This is a genomic window from Streptomyces sp. NPDC002730 (assembly GCF_042888805.1).
GTDB lineage: Bacteria > Actinomycetota > Actinomycetes > Streptomycetales > Streptomycetaceae > Streptomyces.
In genome coordinates, this window is record NZ_JBIAQG010000001.1 from 864,701 (window position 1) to 887,074 (window position 22,374).

Here is a 22,374-nt window from a genome sequence, read left to right on the forward strand (position 1 = left end):
TGTGAGTTTGGATGCTTGCTTGACTTAGACAAAGTCCATTGTAGGATCGGGACCGGCATACGCCAAGGGACAGGACTGTCAGGTATGACGCAGGAGGCGCACGTGACGCAGGGACCGCTCACCACGGAGGCCGGCGCACCGGTCGCCGACAATCAGAACAGCGAGACCGCGGGCGTCGGCGGACCGGTTCTGGTTCAGGATCAGGTGCTGCTCGAGAAGCTCGCGCACTTCAACCGTGAGCGCATCCCGGAGCGCATCGTGCACGCGCGCGGCGCCGGTGCGTACGGCACCTTCACACTGACCCGAGACGTCTCGCAGTGGACGCGCGCGAAGTTCCTCTCCGAGGTCGGCAAGCAGACCGAGACGTTCCTGCGCTTCTCCACGGTCGCGGGCAACCTCGGCTCGGCGGACGCGGTGCGTGACCCCCGCGGTTTCGCGCTGAAGTTCTATACCGAAGAGGGCAACTACGACCTCGTCGGCAACAACACCCCGGTGTTCTTCATCAAGGACGCCATCAAGTTCCCGGACTTCATCCACACCCAGAAGCGCGACCCGTACACCGGCTCGCAGGAGGCCGACAACGTGTGGGACTTCTGGGGCCTCAGCCCGGAGTCGACGCACCAGGTGACCTGGCTCTTCGGTGACCGCGGTATCCCGGCGACGCTGCGTCACATGAACGGCTACGGCTCGCACACGTACCAGTGGAACAACGAGGCCGGCGAGGTCTTCTGGGTCAAGTACCACTTCAAGACCGACCAGGGCATCAAGAACCTCACCACGGACGAGGCCAACCGCCTCTCCGGTGTGGACCCGGACTCCCACCAGCGCGACCTGCGTGAGTCCATCGAGCGCGGCGACTTCCCGTCCTGGACCGTGCAGGTGCAGATCATGCCGGCGGCCGAGGCGGCGAACTACCGCTTCAACCCGTTCGACCTGACCAAGGTCTGGCCGCACGAGGACTACCCGCCGATCGAGATCGGCAAGCTGGAGCTCAACCGCAACCCGGAGAACATCTTCGCCGAGGTCGAGCAGTCGATCTTCAGCCCCGCGCACTTCGTGCCGGGCATCGGTCCGTCCCCGGACAAGATGCTCCAGGGCCGTCTCTTCGCGTATGGCGACGCCCACCGCTACCGCGTCGGCATCAACGCCGACCACCTGCCGGTGAACCGCCCGCACGCCACCGAGGCGCGCACCAACAGCCGTGACGGCTTCCTGTACGACGGCCGCCACAAGGGCGCCAAGAACTACGAGCCGAACAGCTTCGGCGGCCCCTTCCAGACGGACAAGCCGCTGTGGCAGTCGACCGCCGTCGCCGGTGGCACCGGCACCCACGAGGCCCCCAGTCACAGCGAGGACAGCGACTTCGTGCAGGCGGGCAACCTCTACCGGCTGATGTCCGAGGACGAGAAGGGCCGTCTGATCGAGAACCTCGCAGGGTTCATCTCGAAGGTGTCGCGCGACGACATCGCCGAGCGCGCGGTCAACAACTTCCGCCAGGCGGACGGTGACTTCGGCAAGCGGCTCGAGGCCGCGGTCCAGGCCCTTCGCGGCTGACGGGCGCTTGTCGTAGTACAGAGGGCCGGATCCCTGTCCAGGGGGTCCGGCCCTCTCATATGCCCTGATCCGTCGTATGCCTCAACCCGTCAGGATCGCCGGGTGCCGCCTGACCGGGGCCCAGCAGCGGATGATGTCGCGTACCGAGACGATGCCCACGGGCCCGTCCTTGTCGAGCACGATCAGATGCCGGAAGCCGCCGTGCGTCATGGCCTCAGCGGCCTCCTCCAGGGTCCAGGACGGCGCGGCGAAGACGACGTCGGTGGTGGTGTGGGTACTGGCGGTCTCCAGATCGGGGTCCTGCCCCGCGCCCACCGAGTTCAGAATGTCGCGCTCGGTCAGAATGCCGAGGCCGCCGGCGTCGGTGTCGAGGACTACGGCGGCGCCGATACGGCGCGCGGCCATCAGGCCGGCCGCCTGGCGGAGTGTGTGTGCGGGTCCGATGGTGAGGACCACCGTGCTCATGGCGTCACGGACGAGCATGGATGGAGCCACCTCCTTGGTGGATCGGTTGTTCGGGAACCGATTCACAAATTCACAAGTGGGGGGACTCTTAGAGTCGCAGCCCTGCGGGGCGGCAGCAAGGGGGCGCGCACCGCAGCCTGGGCGGCGCGCGGAAGCTCATGGGAAAGGTGTATGTACCCGTCAGTACCGCTGGTTGAGATAGCCCAGCAGTTCCTCGTGGAGCAGGCCGTTGGACGCGGCTGCGTTGCCGCTGTGCGGGCCCGGGCGTCCGTCGAGGCCGGTGAAGGATCCGCCCGCCTCCTGCACGACGATCGCCGTCGCCGCCATGTCCCACAGCGAGAGCTCCGGCTCGGCGCAGATGTCCACCGAACCCTCGGCGACCATCATGTACGGCCAGAAGTCGCCGTAACCACGGGTGCGCCAGCAGGCCCGGGTCAGATCCATGAACCCGTCGAGCCGCCCCTGCTCCTCCCAACCGGTGATCGAGGAGAACGCGAACGAGGCGTCCGCGATCCGGCCGACCTTGGAGACCTGCAGCCGGCTCGCGGAGGTCAGACTGCGCCCGGTGTAGGCGCCGCGGCCCTGAGCGGCCCACCAGCGGCGGCCCAGCGCCGGGGCCGACACCACGCCCACGACGGGCTGGTAGCCGCCCTCGCCCTGCACCATCAGCGAAATCAGCGTTGCCCAGACCGGCACACCGCGTACGTAGTTCTTGGTGCCGTCGATCGGGTCGATGACCCAGCGGCGCGGGCCCGTGCCCTCAATGCCGTACTCCTCGCCGAGGATCGCGTCACGCGGCCGTGCCCGCTGGAGCTGTCCGCGGATCAGCTCCTCCGCCGCCTTGTCGGCCTCGCTCACCGGCGTCATGTCCGGCTTGGTCTCCACCTTGAGGTCTATGGCCTTGAACCGGTCCATGGTGGCGGCGTCGGCGGCGTCCGCGAGGACATGGGCGAGACGCAGATCATCGTGGTAGTCGGGCATGGTCGTCACTCTATCGGGGCTTCCGGGGCCCCTCCCGGGTCCCTGTCTGCCGGGGCTATTGACAGTGGGGGGCCGCACGTCAACCCTGAGCCCAGTGCCGCTTGGCCTGGGAGGCGACGATGCCTACAGCGCGAGAGTCCCTACTGAACGCCGCTCTCGCGGCGCTCGCAGACCTGCCCTGGGCAGCGGTACGGATGGTGGACGTCGCATCCGCCGCCGGGGTCTCGCGGCAGACCCTCTACAACGAGTTCGGCAGCAAGGACGGCCTTGCCCGCGCACTGGTGCGGCGCGAGGCCGACCAGTACCTCCATGGAGTGGAACGGATGCTGGCTGAGTGGACCGGGGTCGCGGACCGGCTGGTGGCGGTCGCCGAGTGGACCGTCGGCGAGGCCCGAGCGAGGCCGCTGCTGAGGGCCCTGCTCACCGGCTGCTGGGGCGAACGGCTGCCGGTGCCGAAGCCCGCCCGGCGCGGCGCCGCGATGTCCGGAGTGCCGGCCCAGCGGCGTGCGGACGCGGGGCTGCCGGCCCCGGCCGAGCTGGTCGCGTCGGTACGGGACCGCTCGCTCGCCGCACTGGGCCGGGGCCGGCAGGACGGCCGTACGAGGGCGGAGTCGGCCGATCTGGCGCACCGCTGCGAGCTGACGGTGCGGCTCGCGCTCTCGTATGTGATCGCGCCGGTCGGTGAGGGGGTCGGACTGCTGGTGCGTACGGCCGTCGGCGGGGCCGTCAGTGGGCCGATCCCGAGAGCTGCAGGCCGATGACGCCGATGATCACCAGCGTGATGGAGATGATCTTGAGGGTGGAGACCACATCATCGAGGAAGACCATCCCGTAGATCGCGGTGCCTGCCGCGCCGATGCCCGTCCACACCGCGTACGCGGGACCCACATCGAGCTTCTTCAAGGCGAGCGTCAGCAGGCCGAAGCTGCCGAGCGCGAAACTGGCGAAGGCGACCGTCGGCCAGAGCCTGGTGAAACCGTGCGAGAGCTTGAGGCAGACCGCGAAGCCCGTTTCCAGGAATCCGGCGACCACCACCAGCAGCCACGCCATGGCTGTGCCTCCCGCGTCGGTCGGTGACTGCTTAGTCGCACTCGGTGCGATTATGCACTTACCGGCATCGGCAGCTCGCAAACGTGCGCGCGTCAGTCGCCTTCGCGTCGTTCCCGCGTGGCGAGCAGCCGCCGCAGCGAGTAGAGCCGCGCCGGATCGGCGTGCCCCTCGGCCGCCCACTCGTCCAGCGCGCACTCCGGCTCGTCATGACTGCAGGCGCGCGGACAGCCCTCCGTACCCGGTACGAGATCGGGGAAGGCGAGGATCACCCGGGACGGATCGACATGGTGCAGACCGAAGGAGCGCACACCCGGGGTGTCGATCACCCAGCCGCCGTCCGCGTCCGCGAGCGGCAGGGCGAGCGCGGAGGTGGTGGTGTGCCGGCCGCGTCCGGTGACCGCGTTGACAAGGCCGGTGCTCCGCCGGCGTTCCTTCGGTACGAGGGCGTTGACCAGGGTCGTCTTGCCGACGCCGGAGTGGCCGACGAAGGCGGTGGTCCGGCCTTTGAGGTGCTCATGGACCCGCTCGGCTGCGACGCCGTCCACGAACTCGTCGCGGGTGGTGACCACATGGGGAACGCCGAGCGCTCCGTACATCTCCAGCAGCTCGTCCGGCGAGGCCAGATCCGACTTGGTCAGTACGAGCAGCGGGGTCAGCCCGCCGTCGTACGCGGCGACGAGGCAGCGGTCGATCAGCCGGGGGCGCGGCTCGGGGTCGGCCAGCGCTGTCACGATCGCCAGCTGGTCGGCGTTGGCGACGACCACGCGCTCGAACGGATCGTCGTCGTCCGCCGTGCGGCGCAGCACCGACCTGCGCGGCTCGATACGCACGATGCGCGCGAGGGTGTCCTTCTCGCCGGAGAGATCGCCGACGATGCCGACCCGGTCGCCGACGACCGCGGCCTTGCGGCCCAGTTCGCGGGCCTTCATCGCCATGACGACCCGGTCGTCGACGAGGCAGGTGAGCCGGCCCCGGTCCACGGTGAGGACCATGCCCTCGATCGCGTCCTCGTGCTTGGGGCGGATATTGGTCCGCGGGCGGTTGCCCTTGCGGTTGGGGCGGACGCGGATGTCGTCCTCGTCGGGGTTCTTGCCGTAGCGGCGCATGTCCTCAGGCCCCGAGCATTCCGGCCCACATCTGCGGGAAGTCGGGGAGTGTCTTGGCGGTTGTCGCGACGTTCTCGATCTCTACGCCGTCGACCGCGAGGCCGATGATCGCGCCGGCCGTGGCCATCCGGTGGTCCTCGTACGTATGGAAGACGCCGCCGTGCAGCGGTCGCGGGCGGATGTGGAGGCCGTCCTCGGTCTCGGTGACGTCGCCGCCGAGTTCGTTGATCTCCTTGGTGAGGGCCGCGAGCCGGTCCGTCTCATGGAGGCGCAGATGGGCGACGCCACGCAGCGTGGAGGGGGAGTCGGCGAGCGCAGCGACCGCCGCGATGCCCGGGGTCAGCTCACCGACCTCACCGAGGTCGACGTCGATGCCGTGGACACGGCCGCTGCCGGTGAAGACCAGACCGCCGTCGGTCAGCTCGCAGGAGCCGCCCATCTCGGTGAAGATCTCGCGCAGCGCGTCACCTGGCTGGGTGGTGCGCTCGGGCCAGTCGGGGATGGTGACCCGGCCGCAGGTGACCAGCGCGGCAGCCAGGAACGGCTGGGCGTTGGAGAGGTCGGGCTCGACGGTGAGATCGCGGCCGAGCAGGGCGGACGGGGAGACCCGCCAGACATTGGGCTCGCCGCCGGTCTCCGGCTCGTCGACCTGGGCGCCGACGGCGCGGAGCATGTCGACGGTCATCCGGATGTGCGGCATGGAAGGGAGCTTGCCGCCGATGTGCCGTACCTCCACGCCCTGGTTGAAGCGCGGGGCGGAGAGCAGCAGCGCGGAGACGAACTGGGAGGACGAGGAGGCGTCGATCTCCACCGGGCCGCCGTCCAGCGCGCCGCCGCCGTACACGGTCATGGGGAGCGCGCCCCGGCCGTCGTCGTCGATACGGGCGCCGAGGACGCGCAGCGCGTCGATTACGCCGCCGAGCGGGCGCTCGTAGGAACGGGGGTCGCCGTCGAAGCGGACCGGGCCGTCGGCGAGCGCGGCGACGGGAGGCAGGAAGCGCATCACCGTACCGGCGTTGCCGACGTCGACCGTGGCAGGGCCGTGCAGGCCGGACGGGATGACGCGCCAGGTCTCACCCCCGCCGTCGGGGCCCACGCCCTCCTCGATGCCGACGCCGAGAGCGCGCAGCGCCTCGGCCATCAGGAAGCTGTCGCGGGAGCGGAGCGGACGGCGCAGCCAGCCGGGTTCGGCGGCGAGCGCGGCAAGCACCATGGCCCGGTTGGTGACCGATTTCGATCCGGGCACGGTGACCGTCGCTTCGACGGCTCCGGTCGCGTAGGGGGCGGGCCAGAGGGCAGGGTGCACGGAGCTTTCGGTCATGGCCATCACTTTAGTGGCTCGGCGGAGAGCCGGATCTTGATCAAATGCTCCGAAATCGGGGCGTAATCATGGGGTGATAGAGGGCTCTCCGGGGGCTTTGGCCGACGGTCAGAGGCCCAGCAGCCAGCGGCCGCCGCCGATCAGCGAAGAGATCGACACCGCGTGGAAGAGGAACAGCCACATCGCGGCCGGCACATGGGTCAGCCGGGAGAGTTGGTCGGCGTCCGAGTCCGGGGCCCCGCCGTGGCGGCGCTTGGACTGGAGCTCGAAGGCCGGCCGTACGCCACCGAGCAGCAGAAACCAGACGGCGAGATAGGCGAAGACGGACTGTACTCCGGGTTCTGTCAGCCAGGAGATGAGCAGGAAGGCGGCACCCGTGAGGATTACGGTGAGTGCGCCGTACGCATTGCGGATCATCACCAGCATCGCGATGAGCAGGGCGGTGGCCAGCCAGAGGAGCAGCGTGATGTGGTGCGCGGCGAGCAGGTAGGCACCGCCGAGGCCGAGCAGCGGCGGAGCGGTGTAGCCGGCGGCGGCGGTAAGGATCATGCCGATCCCGGTCGGCTTGCCGGCGCTGACGGTGAGGCCGCTGGTGTCGGAGTGCAGCCGGATGCCGTCGAGGCGGCGGCCGGTGAGCAGGGCGACGAGGCCGTGGCCGCCTTCGTGGGCGATGGTGATCGCGTTGCGGGAGAGCCGCCAGAGGGAGTGGGGCACGACGGCGGCGAGGGCCACCAGGCCGGTGACGATGACGAGCCACTCGGCGGGGACGGGCTGGGTGCCGGAGACGCGGTCCCAGAGGTCGCCTATCGCGGCGCTGCTGAGGCTGGTGGCGGGATCGGTGCTGGCCATTTCTCGGGCGGCTCCTCGGGAGGCGGGCGGGAGTGGCAGTGTGGCACTCATGTGCGGACGGTATGCAGCGAGTCGTAGGCCCGAGGATCTCGCAGGACTCTTCGAGGTCGAGAAGTGGGAGCCGGAGGAGACGCTGGCGCCCGATTGGAACGTGGCCCCCACGAAGGAGGTCTACGCGATTCTCGAACGCCCTGTTAAGGACGCTGAAGACCCTCGTCCGGTTCGCCAGCTGCGGGCGCTGAAGTGGGGGCTCGTGCCGTCGTGGGCGAAGTCGCCGGAGGGCGGCGCGCGGATGATCAATGCGCGGGCGGAGACGGTGCACGAGAAGCCGTCGTTCCGCAGGCCGTTCGTGTCCCGGCGCTGCATTCTGCCGGCGGACGGCTATTACGAGTGGGTGACCGGGGCGGGGGAGCGGGAGCTGGAGGTCGAGGGGAAGAAGAAGCGGCCGCGGAAGCAGCCGTACTTCGTGACGCCGTCGGACGGGGCGGTGTTCGCTATGGCCGGCCTGTACGAGTTCTGGCGTGATCGCACCCTGCCGGACGATCATCCGCAGGCGTGGTGGGTGACGTGCTCGGTGATCACGACGGAGGCGGAGACGGGACCGCTGGGGGTGGCCCCGGCGGAGGGCCCGCGGTCGCTCTCGGACATCCACCCGCGCATGCCGCTGATGCTGACGCCGGACCGGTGGGACGCGTGGCTGGACCCGTCCAGGACGGATGTGGAGGAGCTGCGTGGGCTGCTGGAGCCGCCGCCGGGTGGGCTGATGAGGGCGTATCCGGTGACGACGGCGGTCAGCAATGTCCGGAACAACGGGCCGGAGCTGCTGGAGGAGCTGTCGGGGCCGGAAGTGGGCACGCTGTTCTGACCGGGGGTGGTTCTCCCCAGCCCCGCCCCTTCCCGATACCGGAGGCAAGCCCGGGACCCCCGGACCCCCGGACCCCCGGGGCGCGGAGCGGCGGGACCCGGCGGCACCGCGCCCCGGCGAGCGGCAGCTGCGCGCCGCGGGGCCTGGCGGCGGGTGATGTCCTGCGGGCGCGCACCCGGGGGCTGGTAGCTGTGCCTCGCGGGCCTGGCGAGGGGCCGATGGGGCAGGTCGGGCGCGGTACCCGTACCCCCACAACACCACTCCGGCGCCCCGGCAGCGGCAGGATGGGGCTTGTGAGTCGTATCGAGATCATTGAGACAGCCGCCGGGGACGCCCGCGTCACCTGGTACCCGGCCGAGCGGGCGCGGCTTGTGCTGGCGCTCAGTCATGGGGCCGGGGGTGGCATCGAGGCGCGGGATCTGCAGGGGATCGCCGGTGTCCTGCCCCAGGAGCGGGTCACGGTCGCGCTCGTCGAGCAGCCGTGGCGGGTGGCGGGGAAGAAGCTCGCGCCCGCGCCCAAGACGCTCGACGTCGGGTGGCGCGGGGTCTGGCCCGCGCTGCAGAAGCCGGGGCTGCCCGTCGTCGCCGGTGGGCGCAGTGCCGGGGCGCGGGTCGCCTGCCGGACCGCCCAGGAGCTCGGCGCCGTCGGCGTGCTCGCGTTGAGTTTTCCGCTGCATCCGCCCGGCAGGCCCGAGAAGTCCCGCGCCGACGAGCTCCTCGGCGCCGGGGTGCCGACCCTCGTCCTACAGGGCGGGAATGATCCCTTCGGCAAGCCCGGAGAGTTCCCCGAGGGGGCGTACGAGCTTGTGGAAGTCCCGTACGGGGATCACGGGTTCGGCGTGCCCAAGCGGGCGGGGATGGCCGAGGCCGAGGTGGTGAGCATCATCACGGATGCGGTCGGCAGCTGGGCCCGCGGACTCCGGGAATGCTGAGGGTACGAGCACTGTTGTGGCGGATGTCGGAGAAACAGAGCATGGTGCATTGAGTAGGGAGTCCGTCGCATGGGTTCGACCATCTGCCCGAGCCGCTCGCACGCCGCTGACCTGGAGTGGACGGTGCTTTCCGCGGCAAAGACCGCGCCTGTTCGGGCGGCGGGCGGAGCGGATCGTCGTCTATCCTCCGATTCGAGCGGGTCGGCATTCGGCCTCGCCACATCGTTGGAGGAGGTGGGTCCGGTCACTGGGACCGACGCAGGGACCGACGACGGCCAGGCGGAGCAGTCCGAGGAGACGACCGCCGAGCGCAATTCCCGCTTCGAGCGGGACGCCCTCGGGTACCTCGACCAGATGTACTCGGCCGCGCTGCGCATGACGCGCAACCCGGCCGATGCCGAAGACCTCGTGCAGGAGACGTTTGCCAAGGCGTACGGATCCTTCCACCAGTTCCGTGAGGGCACGAACCTCAAGGCGTGGCTGTACCGGATTCTCACGAACACCTTCATCAACTCCTACCGCAAGAAGCAGCGCGAGCCCCAGCGCAGCGCCGCGGAGGAGATCGAGGACTGGCAGCTCGCGCGCGCCGAGTCGCACATGTCGACCGGGCTGCGTTCCGCCGAGTCGCAGGCCCTCGACCATCTGCCGGACTCGGACGTCAAGGCGGCTCTCCAGGCGATCCCCGAAGAGTTCCGCATGGCGGTCTATCTCGCCGACGTAGAGGGCTTTGCGTACAAGGAGATCGCGGACATCATGGGAACACCCATCGGCACAGTGATGTCCCGGCTGCACCGTGGCCGCCGTCAACTGCGCGGCATGCTGGAGGACTACGCCCGCGAGCGCGGGCTCGTCCCGGCCGGTGCAGGAGAGTCGAACGAAGCGAAAGGCTCAGGCTCATGAGCTGCGGAGAGCCGCACGAGACGGACTGCTCAGAGGTCCTGGACCATCTCTATGAGTTTCTCGACCACGAGATGCCCGACAGCGACTGCACCAAGTTCGAGGTGCACTTCGAGGAGTGCTCCCCCTGCCTGGAGAAGTACGGGCTCGAGCAGGCCGTGAAGAAGCTGGTGAAGCGTTGCTGCGGACATGACGACGTGCCCAGCGATCTGCGGGCCAAGGTCATGGGACGCATCGATCTGATCCGGTCCGGGCAGGCCGTGCCCGACCACGATGTGACGGTCTCCGGCGCCGAGCTGCCGAGCGTCGCGCAGGAGTAGGCGCACTCGTACATACGAACAGGGTGTGTCGCGGTTGTCGCGACGCACCCTGTTCGTATGTCACCCGTAGGTGCGAATCGCAGGCTTCCGGCCGCCGTACACCCCTCAACTCGCTAGCCTAGGCGCTCGATTTGAGGGGGGTGCAGGGCAGTGAAGGCCATTCCGACGGCGGCACGCGGGTACATTCTGTGCGCCGTACTGGGCGCTGTGGCGTGTGCGCTGCCTGCACTGCCTCCAGCGCCCGTACTGCCCGTGCCGCGGCCTGGTGCCGAGGCCCCCTGGAGCGCCGTACTGATGCTCGCCGGGCTGTACGCCGTGTGCGAGCTGCCCGCCCGCTGCCGCTACCTCGGCGACTCCGTGCCGGTGTCTGCCGGATCGTTCTTCCCCGTACTCCTCGCCGCCGCCTTTCTGCTGCCGCCCGCCGCGGCCGCGCTCGTCGCCGTGCCCGGTGCGCTGCTGGGGCGGGTCGACCGGCGCCCGGCCGGAGTACGCCGGATCTGGCGCGCCGCGCAGCTCGCGCTCGCGACCTGGGGCGCGGCACAGGCGTATCTGCTGCTGAACGGTGAGCGGACACTGCGGGCACCGGACTTTCCGTACGCGCTGCTGCCGGCGGCCGCCGGTGCGCTCGCCTTCTGCCTGGTGCTGACCGCGCTCGACGTCGGCATCCTGGCCACCGCGGAACGCCTGCCCGTACGGACCGCCTGGCGCGGGCTGCTGTTGCGCTCATCAGCGCCGCACTGTGCGCACGGGCTCGCCGGACTGATGATGGCGGTGCTGTGGCGCAGTCCGTACGGGCCGCTCTCCGCGCTCTTCGTCCTGCTGCCGATGTACATCTCCTGCTGGATCTTCGCCCAGTACCACCGTGAGCGCGCCGCCCATCAGGCGACCATCCGGGCGCTGGTGCAGGCCGTCGACATCAAGGACAAGTACACCCGCGGGCACAGCGAGCGGGTGGGGCGGGCGTCGGTGCTGATCGCGCGCGAACTGAGCATGGAGGAGGAGCGGCTCGAGGTGCTCCGGTTCGCCGGGATACTCCACGACGTCGGCAAGCTCGGGGTGCCGACGCGGGTGCTGCGCAAGGACGGTCCGCTGACGCCGGACGAGCGGCGGGTGATCGAGCTGCATCCGGAGTACGGGCACGAGATGGTGCGCGGCATCGGGTTCCTGGGGGAGGCGCGGGCGGCGATCCTGCACCATCACGAGCGGCTGGACGGGAGCGGTTACCCGTACGGGCTGGCCGGGGGCCAGATCCCGGAGTTCGCGCGGGTGGTGGCTGTGGCGGACGCGTTCGACGCGATGACCTCGACCCGGTCGTACCGGCGGGCCCGGCCGGTGGCGGTGGCGCTGGAAGAGCTGCGGCGGTGCGCGGGGACGCAGTTCGACCCGGAGATGGTGCGGGCGCTGGCCAAGGCGCTGGAGCGGCACGGCTGGGAGACGGCGGTGACGTCGGACGAGCCGGCGGGGGTGACGTCGGACGAGCCGGGGGCGGTGGCGTCGGACCAGCCGGTGGCGGTGACGTCGGACGAGCCGGGGACGGTGACGTCGGACCAGCCGGCGGCAGTGGCGCGCGAATCGGCGGGGGTGGCGCGCGGGCCGGACCTGCGAGGAAACGTGCCGCCTCAGCCGGAGCCGCCGCGCGTGGCAGTGCCCGGGCGCGACGACGGTGCGGCGGGTGGCCCGGGGTGAGAGCGGGCGCGGCGTGATACGGCGGCCCGGCGTCATCGTTGGCGCCCTGTACACCGCCGCCGCCCTGCTCATCGGGGCCGGGCTGGTGTGGACCGCGTGGCGGGGAGTGGACCAGCCCGGGAACGCCCTCACCTTCGGTGCCCTCATCCTCGTCGGCGAGCTGGTCCGGTGGGGGGCCCTGCCCGGCGAGCGGGAGCCCGCGCCGCTCGCGGCCGCCGGGGCGCTCGCGTATGCGCTGCTCGGCGAGTGCGCGGGGGAGCCCACCACCCATGGTGTCCTCCAGGTCGTCGCCGTCGTCGTCGCCGCCGCGCTCGTCGGCGCCGTACCGCACGTGGCGCGCGGGAGCGGGCCCGAGCTCGATCACGTGGCGCGGCGGGTGCTGACCGTCGGGTTCGCAGCCGTGTGCTTCCAGCCGCTGTACAACTCGGGTGAGTTGGGAAAAGTCATCGGGCACGGGGCATACCATGCGGTCTTCCTCCTCGTCCTGCTCGGACTGACCGCCCTGTGCGACGCGGTCATAGCCGCCGCGATGCTGCGCGCCCGCGCCCTCCCCCACAGCGCCAAGCGCACGGGAGGTATCCCCATTCCGTACGGGCCGCTGCTGCGCGAGGAGCTGAGGGCCCTCCTCGGAATCGGCTCCGCCGTCTGCGCCACCGGAGCCGTGATGGCGCTCGCCGTCGCCGTCGCCGGACTGTGGGCGCTTCCTGTGTTCTGCGTACCGCTCCTGCTCACCCAGCTGTCCTTCCGGCGCTACACCGCGGTCAGGACCACCAACCGGCAGACCATCGCCTCCCTCGCCCGCTCCACCGAAATCGCCGGCTACACCCAGTGCGGCCACGCCCGCCGAGTCGCCGCGCTCAGCACCGCCGTCGGGCGCGAGCTGGGGCTCTCCGGGCCCGATCTGACCGTTCTGGAGTACGCGGCGCTGATGCACGACATCGGCCAGCTCTCTCTCGTCGACCCCGTACCGGAGGGCGCCACCGCTCTGCTGCCCGCCGCCGAGCAGCGACGTATCGCGCTCCTCGGCGGAGCGGTCGTCCGGCAGACCGGCGTCCCCGTGGCCGTCGCCGTCGTCGTGGAGCGCCAGGCAGATCCGTACCGGGAACAGCCGCTGCCCGCCAGGATCGTCCGGACCGTCAACGCATACGACGATCTCACCGGGGGAAGCGGAGGAACAGCGGGCGGGGCGCTCACGGCACTCGAACGGCTGCGGCTCGGCACCGCCCACGACTACCAGCCGGAGGTTGTCGAATCGCTTGCCAGAGTCCTCGCACGAGGCGGTCTGGCCCCGGTCCCACCTGGGTAACCCATGGGTAATGAGCGAGCCTGTGACCGGGCATGGTTGGATGCGAAGAAGAGGGTGTCCGGGGGCACTGACCCGAGCGACCGGCAGGCGGGAATCGTGAGGATCTTCGGGAAGGTACGGCATCGGCCCTCCGCCTCTTGGCGGCAGGCCACCGACCGCGCGTTCACGCTGATCGGCGACGGGCGGTACGAGGACGCGGGAGCGCTGCTGACACGGGCCGCGGACCTTGAGCCCTGGCTCTCCGAGTCCTGGTTCAATCTGGCGCTGCTGCACAAGTTCCGGCACGACTGGGAGCAGGCGCGCGCCGCGGGACTGCGTGCCGTCGCCCTGCTCGACAAGGAGACCGGCGCCCCCGACTGGTGGAACGTCGGTATCGCCGCCACCGCCCTGCAGGACTGGCCGCTGGCCCGTCGCTCCTGGCAGGCCTACGGACTCAAGGTGCCGGGTGCAGCCGCCGCGAACGGCGAGCCGGTCGGCATGGAGCTGGGAAGTGCGGCCGTCCGCCTCTCGCCCGAGGGCGAGGCCGAAGTGGTGTGGGGCCGCAGGCTCGACCCGGCACGGATAGAAGTGCTCTCCATCCCGCTGCCGTCCTCCGGGCGCCGCTGGGGCGAGGTCGTCCTGCACGACGGAGTGCCCCACGGCGAGCGGACCACCACCGCGGGACCGTCCTACCCCGTCTTCGACGAGATCGAGCTCTGGGCCCCCTCGCCCGTACCCACCTGGGTGGTCCTGCTCGAGGCCGCGACCGAGGCCGACCGGGATGCCCTGGAGGCACTCGCCGCCGACGCCGGATTCGCAGCCGAGGACTGGTCCTCGTCGGTGCGACTGCTGTGCCGGGCCTGTTCCGAGAGCCGTATGCCCAGTGCCGAGGGCGAGGGCGAGCACCTCGACCCGCACGACCACAGTGAGCCGGGACACCCGGGGCCGCTGGGCCACCGCACGGCCGGCGATCTGTGGTCCCCGGAGCGCGAGTGCGGCATCGCGGCGCCCGCCGGACTCGTACGCGGCCTGCTGGACAGCTGGGTCGCGGACAGCCCGGACTCCCGTGAGTGGCGGGATCTCGAGGAAGTCTGCTGACCCCTGGCCGTAGGCTGTACGGACACAGAGTGAGCAAGCATCGGGTACTGAGAAGGGCGTACGGCTGACATGGCGTCGCAGCAGGAGACGGACCAGCAGGTCAACGATGGTTTCGTCGTGGACACGGAAGACTGCGAGGAGCGCGAGCTGGCGTACCGCGAGCGTGGCACCTCGCGCCTGATCACGGTCGTCGGCAATCCGGTGCTCCACAAGGAGTGCAAGGACGTCACCGAGTTCGACGACAAGCTCGCCGCTCTCATCGACGACATGTTCGCCAGCCAGCGGACGGCGGAGGGCGTGGGCCTGGCCGCCAACCAGATCGGCGTGGACCTGAAGGTCTTCGTCTACGACTGCATGGACGACGAAGGCGTACGTCACGTCGGCGTCGTCTGCAACCCGGTGCTCGAGGAGCTGCCGGCCGAGCGCCGTGTCCTGGACGAGGCCAACGAGGGCTGCCTGTCCGTCCCGACGGCGTACGCGGCGCTGGCGCGTCCCGACTACGCGGTGGTGCGCGGGCAGGACGCCGAGGGCAAGCCGATCAAGGTGCGTGGCACCGGGTACTTCGCCCGCTGCCTGCAGCACGAGACGGACCACCTGTACGGATACCTGTACATCGACCGGCTCTCGAAGCGGGACCGCAAGGACGCACTGCGGCAGATGGAAGAGGGCACGCCGCGCTACGAGACCGTCCCGAACGCCTGATCCTTCTGCGTACGCCGGAGGGCCCCGCTCACAACGAGCGGGGCCCTCGGGCGTTCACGCGACGTCGCGCACCGGGCCTCGGAAGGTCCGGCGGTACGCGTTCGGTGTGGTGCCGAGCGTACGGAGGAAGTGGTGGCGCAGCCCCGCCGCGTTCCCGAAGCCGGCGCGGCCCGCGATCGCATCCACCGTCTCGTCCGTCGACTCCAGCAACTCCTGTGACAGCAGCACCCGTTGGCGCAGCAGCCAGCGGTACGGAGTGGTCCCCGTCTCCTGCTGGAAGCGGCGTGCGAAGGTGCGCGGTGACATATGGGCGCGGGCCGCGAGCTGCTCGACGGTCATCTCGCGGTCCAGATGCCGTTCCATCCAGGACAGCACGTCGCCGACGGTGTCGCAGGGGGTGCGTGGCAGTGGGCGCTCGATGTACTGCGCCTGCCCGCCGTCGCGGTGCGGCGGGATCACCATCCGCCGGGCGACTTTGTTGGCGACCTCGGGGCCGTGCTCCTGGCGTACGACATGAAGGCAGGCGTCGATCGCCGCAGCGGTGCCGGCCGAGGTGATCACCGGCCCCTCGTCGACGTACAGCACATCGGGGTCCACGAGGGCCCGCGGATGGTGGCGGGCCAGCGCCTGCGCATGCCGCCAGTGGGTGGTGCAGCGGCGGCCGTCGAGCAGTCCCGCGGCACCGAGGACGAACGCGCCGGAGCAGACGCTGAGCACACGGGCGCCACGGTCCACGGCGCGGCGCAGTGCGTCGAGGAGCTCGTCGGGATAGCCGCGGGTGGGGTACGAGCCGCCGGCGGTGACGGCGATCAGGTCGGCCTCGTCCAGCCGTTCGAGGCCGTACGGAGTGCTGATGGTGAACCCGGCATGGGTGCGCAGGGTGGGGCCCTCGGCGGAAACCGCCGCGAAGTCGTAGACGGGCAGTCCTTCGTCGCTGCGGTCGAGGCCGAACACCTCGCAGACGACACCGAGTTCGAAGGGGTGCACCTCGTCCATCAGGACGGCAGCCACATTTTTCAGCATGGAATCAGTGTGGCAGTAATTCGATGGTTGATGACAGTCCTGCCACTGACTTCTTCGGCGCGGAAGGACGACAGTGGACGTCATGAACACCTTCCTGAACTACCTCTTCGTACTCGTCCTGTTCGGGCTGATCACGCTTCCCGCCTTTGTCGGACACGCCAGGGAGCGCGCCATCGACCGCCAGCTGCGCCGGGCCGAGCAGCTCGTCGAGGAAGGCCCCCATCAGCTCGTCGAGCGGCAACTCGAGGTCCAGTCCCCGGTCACGCGGCGTCCGTTGGCGCGAGTGGGCTCGGTCGGTAGTCGGGCAGGGCTGCGACGCTGCTGACCTTCTCTCCCAGTTTGAGCATGCCGTTCATGAGCACGGGTCGGGACAACAGGCTGTTGCGCACGCGTATGCCGGTCCTGGTGCCGGGGGCGAGGAACTTTCCGGTGCGGTCGCCGCCCTTCTGGCAGCCCGTGACGTACCGCCGAAGTCTGCTCTCGTAGCGGGTGAAGGCCACTCGGTGATCGCCCCCGGCCCGCGCGAGTTCGCCGGCCAGTACGTAGGCAGCGACCACTGCGGCCCCCGTTCCCATGCCACCGATGGTGGCCCCGAACGCGGCGTCTCCGACGAGACCGATCCGGCCCGTGGACCAGATGTCCACGTCCGCCCGGCTGATTGAGTCGAAGTACAGTTCCGGCGCCTGCTGCAGGGATTCGAGGAGTCGCGGCACTTCCCAGCCGAGGCCGGTGAAGGCCTTGGTGATCAGCGCCTTCTGCTGATCGAGGTCGTGACGGTCGTACGACACCTGAGGCGCGGCGAAGACGAAAAAGGCCCCGGCCCGCTCGGGGTCCCGGTGGTCGGCGCCGAAGGAGGCGAGTCGGCCCGGAGTGTTGTAGCAGACCGAGCCCTTCGCCAGGCCCAGGTAGTTGGAGAGCTGCCAGGTGGCCGCGTAGTGGCCGAGGTGGCTCACGTAGTCCTTCTCCGGGCCGAAGGCGATGCGGCGGACGTTGGAGTGCAGCCCGTCCGCGCCGATCACAAGGTCGAACGCGCGTGAGGCTCCGTGCCGGAAGCCGACCTGTACGCCGGACGAGGTCTCGGTGAGGTTGGTGATCGAGTCGCCGAAGATGTACTCGGCCCGGGGGAGGCTGTGCTCGTGCAGCACCCGGGCCAGATCACCGCGAAGCACCTCTATGCCACCGCCAGCGAACTCGGCCGGCAGGTACAGCAGTTGCCGATCGTCGTCGTCGACGAAGCGCATCGGGCTGCCGCCGGTCTGGATCCGGCGCAGATCGTTCAGTACACCCATACGCTCCAGCACGGTCAGGTGCGTCTCGCCGCGGAAGTCGACGGCCTGGCCGCCGTCGCGCAGGGCCGGGGCCAACTCGACGACTGTGGGCCTGAAGCCGTGGCGCCCCAGCCAGTAGGCCAACGCCGGACCGGCGATGCTCGCGCCGGAGATGAGGACGTTCTGGATCATGGATCCCCCAGTGAAACTGTATCCGGTGGACACTGTAGTTACTGTGTACGATAGACACAGTTCGGTGGACCCGGCAAGGCTCGGCAGATCCACAAGACTCGACAGGAGGGGCGACGCGCATGGGTGACAAGCACGTCGAGACGATGCGGCTGCTGTGGGGGCCCCACCCCAGGCCCGCGCGAGGCCCCAAACCGACACTTGACCTGGACCGCATCGCGCGGGCCGGGATCGAGGCCGCCGACTCCGAGGGCTTGGGCGCTGTGTCCATGCAACGGGTCGCCGCGCTGCTGGACGTCACCAAGATGGCGCTGTATCGGTATGTGCCGGGCAAGGCCGAGTTGGTCGCGTTGATGGTGGACGCCGCGCTCGGCCCGTACCCGACCGAGGCTGAGCGGCATGACGGCTGGCGGGACCGGCTCGAGGACTGGGCTCGTCGACTGATCGCTGTCTTTTGCCGGCACCCATGGGCGCTGGATGCCACCGTCGGGCCGCGGGTCATGGGTCCCGCAGAGCTGTCCTGGATGGAGCGGGCAATCTCGGCGCTGGACGGTACGGGCCTCAGCGGCGCCGAGCGGATGGACGCCGCGGTCCTGTTGGCCGGACACGTACGCGCCATCGTCCAGCAGACCCGCGCGGCAGGTCCGGCAGGCAACCCCGAAGCCCAGCTGGGCGCCATCCTCGGAGAGCTGATGCAGACGCACGGTGAGCGCTTCCCCGCCCTCACTGCTGCGCTCGCCTCGGCGGCTCAGCCCGGCGAGGGTGACCAGGCATGGGAGTTCGGCCTGCAGCGCATCCTGGACGGATTGGCCGTACTCATTGATCAGCGCGCCCGCTGATTGTCAGCTCGGGTTGGACGCCGGTGCACACCGCGCGCGACAACTGAAACGGCCGGGCGGATGCGCAGAAGGCATCCGCCCGGCCGTTCAGCCCCCGTCCCCCGTATTCACATGGTCTGGAACGGTCCGGAAAGGTCTTGAAGGGTCTAGAAGTCGTCGTCGAAGCCGACCGAGCCCTCGACCGCCACCTGGTAGGCGGAAGGGCGGCGCTCGAAGAAGTTCGTCAGCTCCTGGACGCCCTGCAGCTCCATGAAGGAGAACGGATTCTCCGAGCCGTACACCGGAGCGAAGCCCAGCCGCGTCAGCCGCTGGTCGGCGACGCACTGGAGGTACTCGCGCATCGACTCGGTGTTCATACCGGGCAGACCGTCGCCGCACAGATCGCGGCCGAACTGCAGCTCCGCCTCGACGGCCTCCTTCAGCATGTCGGTGACCTGCTGCTGAAGCGCATCGTCGAAGAGCTCGGGCTCCTCCTTGCGGACGGTGTCCACGACCTCGAAGGCGAAGTTCATGTGCATCGTCTCGTCCCGGAACACCCAGTTGGTGCCGGTGGCCAGACCGTGCAGCAGACCGCGGGAGCGGAACCAGTAGACGTACGCGAACGCGCCGTAGAAGAACAGGCCCTCGATGCACGCCGCGAAGCAGATCAGGTTCAGCAGGAAGCGACGGCGGTCGGCCTTCGACTCCAGCCGGTCGATCTTCTCGACCGAGTCCATCCACTTGAAGCAGAACTGGGCCTTCTCGCGGATGGAGGGGATCTCCTCGACCGCGTCGAAGGCGGCCGCGCGGTCGTCCGGGTCCGGCAGATAGGTGTCGAGCAGCGTCAGATAGAACTGGACGTGCACCGCCTCCTCGAAGAGCTGACGGCTCAGATAGAGCCGCGCCTCCGGGGAGTTGATGTGCTTGTAGAGCGTCAGCACCAGGTTGTTGGAGACGATCGAGTCACCCGTCGCAAAGAACGCGACCAGCCGGCCGATCATGTGCTGCTCACCGGCGGAGAGCTTGGCGAGGTCGGCCACGTCGGAGTGGAGATCGACCTCCTCCACGGTCCAGGTGTTCTTGATCGCGTCGCGGTAGCGCTCGTAGAAGTCCGGGTAACGCATCGGACGCAGGGTCAGTTCGAAGCCCGGGTCCAGCAGGTTCTTCTCGGCGTTCGGGGTGGTCATTACTGGCAGGCCTCGCAGGACTCGGGGTTTTCGAGGGAGCAGGCGATCGCGTCCGCGTCGGGGGCCGACGACTGCTGTACGGGGATGGAGGCGGCGGTCGCCGCAGCGCCGGAGCCGGCCGCACGGGCGATCCGCGTCGCCGGCCGGGAGCGCAGGTAGTACGTCGTCTTGAGACCCTGCTTCCAGGCGTACGCGTACATCGAGCTGAGCTTCCCGATCGTCGGCGTCTCCAGGAAGAGGTTCAGCGACTGGCTCTGGTCCAGGAACGGCGTACGGGCCGCAGCCATGTCGATCAGGCCGCGTTGCGGGATCTCCCACGCCGTGCGGTACAGCGCGCGGACGTCGGCCGGGATCCAGCTGAAGCCCTGCACCGACCCGCTGGACTCGCGCAGCGCCTCACGGGTCTGCGCGTCCCAGACGCCCAGCTTCTTCAGCTCCGCCACCAGGTAGCCGTTGACCTGGAGGAACTCACCGCTCAGTGTCTCGCGCTTGAAGAGGTTGGAGACCTGCGGCTCGATGCACTCGTAGACACCTGCGATCGAGGCGATGGTCGCGGTCGGCGCGATGGCGAGCAGCAGGGAGTTGCGCATGCCGGTCGAGGCGACCCGGGCGCGCAGCGCGTCCCAGCGCTCCGGCCAGTTCAGCTCGACGTCGTAGTGGTCGGGGTGCAGCACGCCACGGGCCGCGCGCGTCCGGGACCAGGCCGGCAGCGGGCCGTTGCGCTCGGCGAGGTCGCAGGACGCCTCGTACGCCGCGAGCATGATCCGCTCGGCGATCTTCGTGGAGAGCGCCTTCGCCTCGGCCGAGTCGAAGGGCAGGCGGAGCTTGAAGAAGACGTCCTGGAGGCCCATCGCGCCCAGGCCCACCGGCCGCCACTTGGCGTTGGAGCGGCCGGCCTGCTCGGTCGGGTAGAAGTTGATGTCGACGACGCGGTCGAGGAAGGTGACGGCGGTACGGACGGTCTCGTCGAGCCGCTCCCAGTCGATGCCGCCGTCGGCGACGAACGAACCCAGGTTGACCGAGCCGAGGTTGCAGACGGCCGTCTCACCGTCGTCCGTCACCTCGAGGATCTCGGTGCACAGGTTCGAGGAGTGGACCGTGTGGCCCGGCTCCGCCGTCTGGTTGGCGGTGCGGTTGGAGGCGTCCTTGAAGGTCATCCAGCCCTGGCCGGTCTGGGCGAGCGTCCGCATCATCCGGCCGTAGAGCTCACGGGCCGGCATGGACTTCTGCGCGAGACCGGCGGCCTCGGCCTTGCGGTACGCCGCGTCGAACTCGTCGCCCCACAGGTCGACCAGTTCCGGCACATCCGCGGGCGAGAACAGCGACCAGTCGGCGTCCGCCTCGACGCGGCGCATGAACTCGTCGGGGATCCAGTGCGCGAGGTTCAGATTGTGCGTACGCCGGGCGTCCTCACCGGTGTTGTCGCGCAGCTCCAGGAACTCCTCGATGTCGGAGTGCCAGGTCTCCAGGTAGACGGCGGCGGCGCCCTTGCGCCTGCCGCCCTGGTTCACCGCGGCGACCGAGGCGTCGAGGGTCTTGAGGAACGGGACGATGCCGTTGGAGTGGCCGTTGGTGCCCCGGATCAGCGAACCGCGGGAGCGGATACGGGAGTAGGAGAGGCCGATGCCGCCCGCGTGCTTCGACAGACGGGCCACCTGGTGGTAGCGGTCGTAGATCGAGTCGAGCTCGTCCAGCGGCGAGTCAAGCAGATAGCAGGAGGACATCTGCGGGTGGCGGGTGCCGGAGTTGAAGAGCGTGGGCGAGGAAGGGAGGTAGTCGAGGCGGCTCATCAGGCCGTACAGCGCGGCGACCTCGTCCAGGGCACGGACCGAAGCGTCCTCGGCGAGGCCGCAGGCGACGCGCAGCATGAAGTGCTGCGGGGTCTCGATGACCTGACGGGTGATCGGGTGCCGGAGCAGATAGCGGCTGTAGAGGGTGCGCAGACCGAAGTAGCCGAAGCGGTCGTCGGCGGTCTGGTCGACGAGGGCGTCCAGCCGCGCGGCGTGCAGCGTCACGAACTCGGCCGTACGGTCCGCGATCAGGCCCTCGCGGTGCCCGACCGCGACGGATGCGGAGAAGGCCACCGCGCCCTGTCCGGCTGCCTCGTCCGCGATATGACGGGTCAGCAGGCGGGCGGCGAGCCGCGAGTAGGCAGGGTCCTCGGAGATCAGCCCCGCGGCCGCGTCGGTGGCGAGGCTCCGCAGCTCGGCCGCGTCCGACCCGGCGTGCCGGCCGCGCAGGGCGGCGGCGGCGACACGTCCGGGGTCGGTGTCGGGCAGATCGGCGGTGAGGTCCGTGAGGGTCCGCAGCAGTGCGGTCCCGGGGCCGTCGGCCACCTGCTCGGAGATGCCTGAAGCCGGATCGGCTGGCGCGATGGTCACGTGGTGCTCTCCCTCGCTCGGCTCTGGGCCGGCGGGGGAGGGGAGGCCGGTACGGGCGTACGTACCCGTCGAAGGGCAGCACACCGCACGGCGCCCACCGGCCCAACCGCGAGGCCCGGACGTCTCGGCACCCGGTTCGGTCGAGCCGGATGCACCGTCGGCAGGTCCTCGGACTGGCGGGGTACGACAAAGCGCACCGCATCACACCGTTGCGGGACAGTTCCGGATTCGCACCGGATTCCCCTGCGTCGACAGCGACCATGAGCATACATGTGGGGGCCGCTTGATGCGGCACCCCCCACATGTTGTGTCATGGCGCACCGCGGCTCCAACGCGTAAGGGAGCAAGGTGATCCCGGGGACGGTCTGGATATCCACCCCGGACCCCGCGCCTCAAT

At 69.9% G+C, this 22,374-nt stretch carries 22 protein-coding genes and 1 riboswitch; of the genes, 12 read left to right on the forward strand and 10 right to left on the reverse strand.

From position 1 onward, the window contains the following. Window positions 1-84 precede the first annotated feature (84 nt). Complete coding sequence (locus tag ACFYXH_RS04235; protein WP_389560410.1) at window positions 85-1,554, forward strand: catalase; 1,470 nt, start codon at window positions 85-87, stop codon at window positions 1,552-1,554. An 81-nt stretch (window positions 1,555-1,635) separates the two neighbouring features. Here the strand turns inward: ACFYXH_RS04235 and ACFYXH_RS04240 are convergent, their stop codons facing one another. Then, window positions 1,636-2,037, reverse strand: a complete 402-nt coding sequence (locus tag ACFYXH_RS04240; RefSeq protein WP_389560411.1) for a cyclic nucleotide-binding/CBS domain-containing protein — start codon at window positions 2,035-2,037, stop codon at window positions 1,636-1,638. Window positions 2,038-2,199: 162 nt separating this feature from the next. Further along, complete coding sequence (gene hisN, locus ACFYXH_RS04245; protein WP_389560412.1) at window positions 2,200-3,000, reverse strand: histidinol-phosphatase; 801 nt, start codon at window positions 2,998-3,000, stop codon at window positions 2,200-2,202. A 119-nt stretch (window positions 3,001-3,119) separates the two neighbouring features. On the opposite strand from hisN, the gene ACFYXH_RS04250 reads away from it, so the two are divergent. After that, window positions 3,120-3,761, forward strand: coding sequence for a TetR/AcrR family transcriptional regulator (locus ACFYXH_RS04250; protein ID WP_389560414.1), 642 nt, complete (start codon window positions 3,120-3,122; stop codon window positions 3,759-3,761). Here the strand turns inward: ACFYXH_RS04250 and ACFYXH_RS04255 are convergent. The 4 genes from ACFYXH_RS04255 to ACFYXH_RS04270 all read right to left on the reverse strand — a co-directional run bounded on the left by ACFYXH_RS04255 (window position 3,727) and on the right by ACFYXH_RS04270 (window position 7,326). Next, a complete protein-coding gene (locus ACFYXH_RS04255) occupies window positions 3,727-4,050 on the reverse strand; it encodes a DMT family transporter (protein ID WP_385305213.1) in 324 nt (107 codons plus the stop codon). The two genes, ACFYXH_RS04250 and ACFYXH_RS04255, sit on opposite strands and share 35 nt — an antisense overlap. Before the next feature lie 92 nt (window positions 4,051-4,142). After that, entirely contained in the window at window positions 4,143-5,156 is a 1,014-nt protein-coding gene (gene rsgA / locus ACFYXH_RS04260) for a ribosome small subunit-dependent GTPase A (RefSeq protein WP_389560416.1), read from the reverse strand. Window positions 5,157-5,160: 4 nt separating this feature from the next. Continuing rightward, entirely contained in the window at window positions 5,161-6,477 is a 1,317-nt protein-coding gene (gene aroA, locus ACFYXH_RS04265; protein ID WP_389560418.1) for a 3-phosphoshikimate 1-carboxyvinyltransferase, read from the reverse strand. 108 nt (window positions 6,478-6,585) lie between these two features. Next, window positions 6,586-7,326: a M50 family metallopeptidase gene (locus ACFYXH_RS04270; protein ID WP_389560420.1), complete on the reverse strand. Its 741-nt coding sequence runs from the start codon at window positions 7,324-7,326 to the stop codon at window positions 6,586-6,588. Window positions 7,327-7,375: 49 nt separating this feature from the next. On the opposite strand from ACFYXH_RS04270, the gene ACFYXH_RS04275 reads away from it, so the two are divergent. The 8 genes from ACFYXH_RS04275 to def all read left to right on the forward strand — a co-directional run bounded on the left by ACFYXH_RS04275 (window position 7,376) and on the right by def (window position 15,111). After that, window positions 7,376-8,191 carry an SOS response-associated peptidase gene (locus ACFYXH_RS04275; protein WP_389560422.1) on the forward strand — a complete coding sequence of 272 codons (816 nt, stop codon included), beginning with the start codon at window positions 7,376-7,378 and terminating at the stop codon, window positions 8,189-8,191. A 284-nt stretch (window positions 8,192-8,475) separates the two neighbouring features. Then, on the forward strand, window positions 8,476-9,123 hold the full coding sequence (locus ACFYXH_RS04280) for an alpha/beta family hydrolase (protein ID WP_389560424.1): 648 nt from the start codon (window positions 8,476-8,478) through the stop codon (window positions 9,121-9,123). A 234-nt stretch (window positions 9,124-9,357) separates the two neighbouring features. After that, window positions 9,358-10,023: a sigma-70 family RNA polymerase sigma factor gene (locus ACFYXH_RS04285; protein ID WP_327325969.1), complete on the forward strand. Its 666-nt coding sequence runs from the start codon at window positions 9,358-9,360 to the stop codon at window positions 10,021-10,023. Then, window positions 10,020-10,340, forward strand: coding sequence for a mycothiol system anti-sigma-R factor (gene rsrA, locus ACFYXH_RS04290; protein ID WP_326652476.1), 321 nt, complete (start codon window positions 10,020-10,022; stop codon window positions 10,338-10,340). The genes ACFYXH_RS04285 and rsrA overlap by 4 nt, the downstream gene beginning before the upstream one ends. A 150-nt stretch (window positions 10,341-10,490) precedes the next feature. Next, window positions 10,491-12,026: an HD-GYP domain-containing protein gene (locus ACFYXH_RS04295; RefSeq protein WP_389560426.1), complete on the forward strand. Its 1,536-nt coding sequence runs from the start codon at window positions 10,491-10,493 to the stop codon at window positions 12,024-12,026. 13 nt (window positions 12,027-12,039) lie between these two features. Continuing rightward, window positions 12,040-13,332: an HD-GYP domain-containing protein gene (locus ACFYXH_RS04300; protein WP_389560658.1), complete on the forward strand. Its 1,293-nt coding sequence runs from the start codon at window positions 12,040-12,042 to the stop codon at window positions 13,330-13,332. Between the two features lie 96 nt (window positions 13,333-13,428). After that, window positions 13,429-14,409 carry a tetratricopeptide repeat protein gene (locus ACFYXH_RS04305; RefSeq protein ID WP_389560427.1) on the forward strand — a complete coding sequence of 327 codons (981 nt, stop codon included), beginning with the start codon at window positions 13,429-13,431 and terminating at the stop codon, window positions 14,407-14,409. 69 nt (window positions 14,410-14,478) lie between these two features. Further along, the gene (def, locus tag ACFYXH_RS04310) at window positions 14,479-15,111 is read left to right on the forward strand and encodes a peptide deformylase (protein ID WP_327325973.1); all 633 of its coding nucleotides are present in this window, start codon (window positions 14,479-14,481) and stop codon (window positions 15,109-15,111) included. Between the two features lie 54 nt (window positions 15,112-15,165). Here the strand turns inward: def and ACFYXH_RS04315 are convergent, their stop codons facing one another. Then, a complete protein-coding gene (locus ACFYXH_RS04315) occupies window positions 15,166-16,134 on the reverse strand; it encodes a helix-turn-helix domain-containing protein (protein WP_389560429.1) in 969 nt (322 codons plus the stop codon). A gap of 82 nt (window positions 16,135-16,216) precedes the next feature. Here ACFYXH_RS04315 and ACFYXH_RS04320 point away from each other — a divergent pair, with 82 nt between their 5' ends. Next, entirely contained in the window at window positions 16,217-16,459 is a 243-nt protein-coding gene (locus ACFYXH_RS04320) for a hypothetical protein (protein WP_389560430.1), read from the forward strand. On the opposite strand, the gene ACFYXH_RS04325 is transcribed toward ACFYXH_RS04320, so the two are convergent. Next, window positions 16,395-17,594 (reverse strand): FAD-dependent monooxygenase, encoded by a 1,200-nt coding sequence (locus ACFYXH_RS04325; RefSeq protein ID WP_389560432.1) that lies wholly within the window; start codon window positions 17,592-17,594, stop codon window positions 16,395-16,397. The two genes, ACFYXH_RS04320 and ACFYXH_RS04325, sit on opposite strands and share 65 nt — an antisense overlap. 119 nt (window positions 17,595-17,713) lie before the next feature. On the opposite strand from ACFYXH_RS04325, the gene ACFYXH_RS04330 reads away from it, so the two are divergent. Continuing rightward, window positions 17,714-18,430: a TetR/AcrR family transcriptional regulator C-terminal domain-containing protein gene (locus tag ACFYXH_RS04330; RefSeq protein ID WP_389560434.1), complete on the forward strand. Its 717-nt coding sequence runs from the start codon at window positions 17,714-17,716 to the stop codon at window positions 18,428-18,430. A 146-nt stretch (window positions 18,431-18,576) separates the two neighbouring features. Here the strand turns inward: ACFYXH_RS04330 and ACFYXH_RS04335 are convergent, their stop codons facing one another. Then, window positions 18,577-19,596 carry a ribonucleotide-diphosphate reductase subunit beta gene (locus ACFYXH_RS04335; protein WP_389560435.1) on the reverse strand — a complete coding sequence of 340 codons (1,020 nt, stop codon included), beginning with the start codon at window positions 19,594-19,596 and terminating at the stop codon, window positions 18,577-18,579. Then, window positions 19,596-21,977, reverse strand: coding sequence for a ribonucleoside-diphosphate reductase subunit alpha (locus ACFYXH_RS04340; RefSeq protein WP_389560437.1), 2,382 nt, complete (start codon window positions 21,975-21,977; stop codon window positions 19,596-19,598). Before ACFYXH_RS04340 ends, ACFYXH_RS04335 begins: the two co-directional genes overlap by 1 nt. 141 nt (window positions 21,978-22,118) lie before the next feature. Next, window positions 22,119-22,255, reverse strand: a riboswitch (cobalamin riboswitch). Between the last annotated feature and the right edge of the window lie 119 nt (window positions 22,256-22,374).

Bases quoted from the DNA above. Each gene is read 5' to 3' on its own strand.
- ACFYXH_RS04235 (WP_389560410.1), top strand. From the start codon at position 85: ATGACGCAGGAGGCGCACGTGACGCAGGGACCGCTCACCACGGAGGCC.
- ACFYXH_RS04240 (WP_389560411.1), bottom strand. From the start codon at position 2,037: ATGCTCGTCCGTGACGCCATGAGCACGGTGGTCCTCACCATCGGACCC.
- hisN (WP_389560412.1), bottom strand. From the start codon at position 3,000: ATGCCCGACTACCACGATGATCTGCGTCTCGCCCATGTCCTCGCGGAC.
- ACFYXH_RS04250 (WP_389560414.1), top strand. From the start codon at position 3,120: ATGCCTACAGCGCGAGAGTCCCTACTGAACGCCGCTCTCGCGGCGCTC.
- ACFYXH_RS04255 (WP_385305213.1), bottom strand. From the start codon at position 4,050: ATGGCGTGGCTGCTGGTGGTGGTCGCCGGATTCCTGGAAACGGGCTTC.
- rsgA (WP_389560416.1), bottom strand. From the start codon at position 5,156: ATGCGCCGCTACGGCAAGAACCCCGACGAGGACGACATCCGCGTCCGC.
- aroA (WP_389560418.1), bottom strand. From the start codon at position 6,477: ATGACCGAAAGCTCCGTGCACCCTGCCCTCTGGCCCGCCCCCTACGCG.
- ACFYXH_RS04270 (WP_389560420.1), bottom strand. From the start codon at position 7,326: ATGGCCAGCACCGATCCCGCCACCAGCCTCAGCAGCGCCGCGATAGGC.
- ACFYXH_RS04275 (WP_389560422.1), top strand. From the start codon at position 7,376: ATGTGCGGACGGTATGCAGCGAGTCGTAGGCCCGAGGATCTCGCAGGA.
- ACFYXH_RS04280 (WP_389560424.1), top strand. From the start codon at position 8,476: ATGGGGCTTGTGAGTCGTATCGAGATCATTGAGACAGCCGCCGGGGAC.
- rsrA (WP_326652476.1), top strand. From the start codon at position 10,020: ATGAGCTGCGGAGAGCCGCACGAGACGGACTGCTCAGAGGTCCTGGAC.
- def (WP_327325973.1), top strand. From the start codon at position 14,479: ATGGCGTCGCAGCAGGAGACGGACCAGCAGGTCAACGATGGTTTCGTC.
- ACFYXH_RS04315 (WP_389560429.1), bottom strand. From the start codon at position 16,134: ATGCTGAAAAATGTGGCTGCCGTCCTGATGGACGAGGTGCACCCCTTC.
- ACFYXH_RS04320 (WP_389560430.1), top strand. From the start codon at position 16,217: ATGAACACCTTCCTGAACTACCTCTTCGTACTCGTCCTGTTCGGGCTG.
- ACFYXH_RS04325 (WP_389560432.1), bottom strand. From the start codon at position 17,594: ATGATCCAGAACGTCCTCATCTCCGGCGCGAGCATCGCCGGTCCGGCG.
- ACFYXH_RS04330 (WP_389560434.1), top strand. From the start codon at position 17,714: ATGGGTGACAAGCACGTCGAGACGATGCGGCTGCTGTGGGGGCCCCAC.
- ACFYXH_RS04335 (WP_389560435.1), bottom strand. From the start codon at position 19,596: ATGACCACCCCGAACGCCGAGAAGAACCTGCTGGACCCGGGCTTCGAA.